3 protein-coding genes and 1 tRNA gene are annotated in these 4063 nt (G+C 60.8%); 1 reads left to right on the top strand and 3 read right to left on the bottom strand.

Annotation, left to right across the window (positions count from 1 at the left end; genetic code table 11):
- Positions 1 to 758: 758 nt before the first annotated feature.
- From ENJ19_01665 to ENJ19_01675, 3 genes are all read right to left on the bottom strand, one after another.
- Positions 759 to 833 (bottom strand) — tRNA-Val (locus ENJ19_01665).
- A gap of 51 nt (positions 834 to 884) precedes the next feature.
- Positions 885 to 1598 carry a molecular chaperone DnaJ gene (locus ENJ19_01670; GenBank protein HHM04435.1) on the bottom strand — a complete coding sequence of 238 codons (714 nt, stop codon included), beginning with the start codon at positions 1596 to 1598 and terminating at the stop codon, positions 885 to 887.
- 16 nt (positions 1599 to 1614) lie between these two features.
- Positions 1615 to 2322 (bottom strand): VWA domain-containing protein, encoded by a 708-nt coding sequence (locus ENJ19_01675; protein HHM04436.1) that lies wholly within the window; start codon positions 2320 to 2322, stop codon positions 1615 to 1617.
- A gap of 202 nt (positions 2323 to 2524) precedes the next feature.
- On the opposite strand from ENJ19_01675, the gene ENJ19_01680 reads away from it, so the two are divergent.
- The gene (locus ENJ19_01680; protein ID HHM04437.1) at positions 2525 to 3934 is read left to right on the top strand and encodes a glutamate--tRNA ligase; all 1410 of its coding nucleotides are present in this window, start codon (positions 2525 to 2527) and stop codon (positions 3932 to 3934) included.
- The last annotated feature ends 129 nt before the right edge of the window (positions 3935 to 4063 follow it).

Consider the following 4063-nt stretch of genomic DNA (forward strand, 5'->3'; position numbering starts at 1 on the left):
AAAGCGGCTGGATATGAGGTCAAGGTCAGCCGCGGCTTCACCCAGCTCAAGCCTTGCAACTATACGGCGTCGGAAAGGCACCCGGTTCGTGATTGCCGCGAAACAGTGGAAGACAAGGGCCGGATCAAGCAGATGCTGTTCAGTGGGTTCAAAAAATGCCTCTATCCACTGCAAAAGTTCGATTCAGACAGCGAACGACGGTTCGCCGTTATCCTGGAGCGCGATGCGGAAAAGTGGTTCCGGCCTGTCAAGGGCCAGTTTCAGGTTTACTACCAGCACGGCGCGAAGCAGCTCGAATACGTGCCGGATTTCGTGGCCGAGACGGATCGTGTGATTTATATGGTGGAAACCAAAGCCAAGTCCGACATGCAGGACTCGGAAGTGCTGGCCAAAGCAGAGGTGGCGGCCCGGTGGTGTCGGCATGCCTCGGAACATGCGGAAAAACATGGCGGCGGGAAATCATGGAAATACCTGCTGATCCCTCATATCGGGATCAATGAATCATGGCATTTGAAAGATTTTGAGCGTTATGTGCGGATATCAGACTGATGGTTGAGTGTCGCCTCCCTGACAGGGTGTTGATAGAGACCTTCTTGGCCTTTTTTCAACGCTGGCGGCCGCAAACATGGTTTTTCAACAACCTGCCAACATTTGGGATGTTCTGATGGGCTTCGCGAGCGGCCACCTGGACCGACAATCAAGCCGCGCCCGGTGCCTTGCCCCCCGCCACCCTCAACGCGGCCCATTTAATTTTAAGTTGGTGGGCGATGCTGGGATTGAACCAGCGACCCCTGCCGTGTGAAGGCAGTGCTCTCCCGCTGAGCTAATCGCCCAAGAAGCGGAAATTCTACGGATGAGAAGAGGGCGCGTCAATTGCCGGGCTGTCATTTGCCCAGCAGCACGTCCTTGGCCTGGTTGATTTTGGCGGCGAGGTAGGTGGAGCCGCCGCGGTCGGGATGGAAATTTTGCATCAGGCGGCGGTGGGCGGCGCGGATCTCGTCAGGGCCGGCGCCAGGGGCGAGGCCGAGAATGTCCAGGGCTTCGGCTTCGGTCATGGGGCCGCCGTGGTGCTCAGTGCCAGGGCCACTTCGTGCGCCTTCATCCCGCCATTCGGGGCCGAAGCGGCGGTCCAAATAGCTCTCCAGCAGGCGCGCCGATTCGTTGTCCTGCTGGATGTGGCGGAGCAGGTCGAGGAGGGCACTGCGGGTCAGCTCGTTCAACTGGCGGCCTTGATAGGGGCCTTCCAGTACCTCGCCGTTCAGTTCACCGCTCTCATGGTTCAGTTCCATGCGCAAATAGCGGGTGTCCACCTTGGAGTGCCGGGGGCCGCTGCTGCCGCCATTGGGCGAGAGGCGGTCGCGCAGGATTTTCGCCCGCCGCCAGGCAAGGATGGCCTGCTGGATCAGGGGAATGGCCCCGCCGATGAGGGCGAACACCCAGTGCATGCGGCCGGTGAGTACCAGCAAGAGAAACAGGGCCGCCAGGACCGCCCACAGGGTGCGGCGCAATGCGGCTTTGATCCGTTCCGGCGGGGTGTGGGCAAACCAGCGGCCGAAGATCACCAGCACAATGGCCACCAGCAGAAGCAAAACCAGAATCTGGGGCATGTCTTAGCTAGCGCTTGAGTTGGTGGGTGAGCAGGGGGGCAAGTTGGGCGTGCCGCCGGGCGTAATCGTCCAGCGCTTTCAGGCCACCGCTGGCGTAGACGGCCACGGCGCCCAGCAGCTCGCGCAGTTGCTGGGGGCTGTCGGCATTGAAGCGGGAATAGGCGCCACCGCTCAAGCGGGCGATGCTTTGAAAGGCATGGGCGGTGAGAGGATCGTCCCCTTCGTGAAACAGAAACGCCGGCACGCCGTGCACCCCCAGCTCACCGGCGCGGCGGGTCAGGGTTTCGATGTCTTCCTCCACGAAATCCCCCACATACACCAGCGCATTGACGGCGCGGTGACGGTGTTCCGCCAGGGTGTGCTTGATCACCCGCTCGATCTGGGTCAGCCCGCTGGCGCAGTGCACCGCCGTCATGGCCTGGAGCAGGGCCCGGGGATCACTGCGCCAGGAAGTGGCGTGGAATTCGCCATAACCGCGGAAATAGGCCAGTTGCACGTCCAGCCCGCCCAGCTTGGCGGTCTCGTCGAACATCTGGGCCTGCACATGGGCGGCGCGGTCCCAGCTTGGCTGGCGGCTGGCGGTGGCGTCCATGGCGAAAATCAGCCGCCCGCGGCGGCTGCCGGTGGCCGGGAGCCGGTTCATCTGTTCGAGAAAACGCGCCACTTCCCCAGACGTGCCGGGCGCGGCTGGCGTTTTTTTGCTGTGATCACTCATGACTGATGTCCAAAATCGGTCTTTCCCTCCCCTTTCAAAAAAGCGGGGATGTCAAATCAATTTTTTCGCCACAGCGCCGGGGGCGGAAACCGGTTCTTATTGTAACAAGCGCGCGTTGGGCGGTGCCGCCCTGTCAGGTCCGCCGCACCCTTGCTAGAATGCGCCATCTTTTGACCCGGCAACCCCCATAGGGATTCCCAGCATGACCGTACGCACCCGTTTCGCCCCCAGTCCCACCGGCTATCTGCACATCGGCGGTGCCCGCACCGCGCTGTTTTCCTGGCTCTACGCCCGCAAGCATGGCGGCACCTTTGTGCTGCGCATCGAAGATACAGACCTGGAGCGCTCCACTGCCGCGTCCATCAACGCCATTTTGGAGGGCATGACCTGGCTGGGTCTGGAATATGACGAGGGGCCGTTTCACCAAACCCACCGCTTTGAGCGCTATCAGGAAGTCATTCGACAACTGCTGGACGAGGGCAAGGCGTACAAATGCTATTGCAGCAAAGAGCGGCTGGAACGCCTGCGGGAAGACCAGATGGCGCGCAAGGAAAAGCCCCGTTACGACGGCCGTTGCCGCCACGGCGGCGGCGAGGGCCCGGGCGATTACGTGATCCGCTTTAAAAACCCCACTGAGGGTACCGTGGTGGTGGACGACAAAGTGCGTGGCCGGGTGGTGTTCCAAAACAGCGAACTGGACGATCTGATCATTGCCCGCAGCGACGGCACGCCCACCTATAATTTGACCGTGGTGGTGGACGACCTCGATATGAACATCACCCACGTTATCCGCGGCGACGATCACCTCAACAACACGCCCCGCCAGATCAACATCATTAAAGCCCTGGGGGCTGAACCGCCGGTGTACGCCCATGTGCCCATGATCCTGGGTGAGGACGGCAAACGCCTGTCCAAGCGTCACGGCGCCGTGAGCGTGATGCAATACCGCGAGGAAGGCTACCTGCCCGAAGCCGTGTTGAACTATCTCGTGCGCCTGGGCTGGTCCCACGGCGATCAGGAAATCTTCACCGTCGATGAAATGATTGCCCTGTTTGAGATCGAAAATATCAACAGCTCCGCCTCAGCCATCAATCCCGGCAAGCTGTTGTGGCTGAACCAGCACTATATCAAAGAGGGCGAACCCGCCCATATCGCCCATCATCTGAGTTGGCATCTGGGCGCCTTGGGCGTGGACCCCAGCGACGGGCCGCCCCTGGTGGATGTCGTCAAAGCCTTGCAGGAGCGCGTCAAAACCCTGCAAGACATGGCGCAGGGCAGTGTGTATTTTTACAAAGAGTTTGAAGACTACGACGAAAAAGCCGCCACCAAAAACCTCAAGCCCGCCGTGCACGAACCCTTGGTCGCCTTGGCGGAACGGCTGAAAGTCTTGGAGAGATGGGAGGACGAAGCCATCCACGATGCGGTGGTCCGCACAGCCGAAGCCTTTGATCTCAAACTGGGCAAACTGGCCCAGCCGCTGCGCGTGGCTGTGACCGGCGGCACCGTGTCGCCACCCATCAACGTGACCTTGCGTTTGATCGGGCGTGAGCGGACCTTGGTGAGGATAGCGCGGGCCCTGGCTTACATTGGGGCCTTGGGGGATGGGCCTTGACAGGCAGGCCCGGTTCGTTAGACTTGCCGGATGCGCCGATTTGATATTCAGCTTGCGGGCGCGTTAGAAATACGGCTAAAGCGAGGGCAGCCCGCTTTGGCATTTGTTATGGCGGGTTTTTTGTGTCTG

This window comes from Gammaproteobacteria bacterium (assembly GCA_011375345.1).
In the GTDB taxonomy this organism is placed as follows: Bacteria; Pseudomonadota; Gammaproteobacteria; order DRLM01; family DRLM01; genus DRLM01.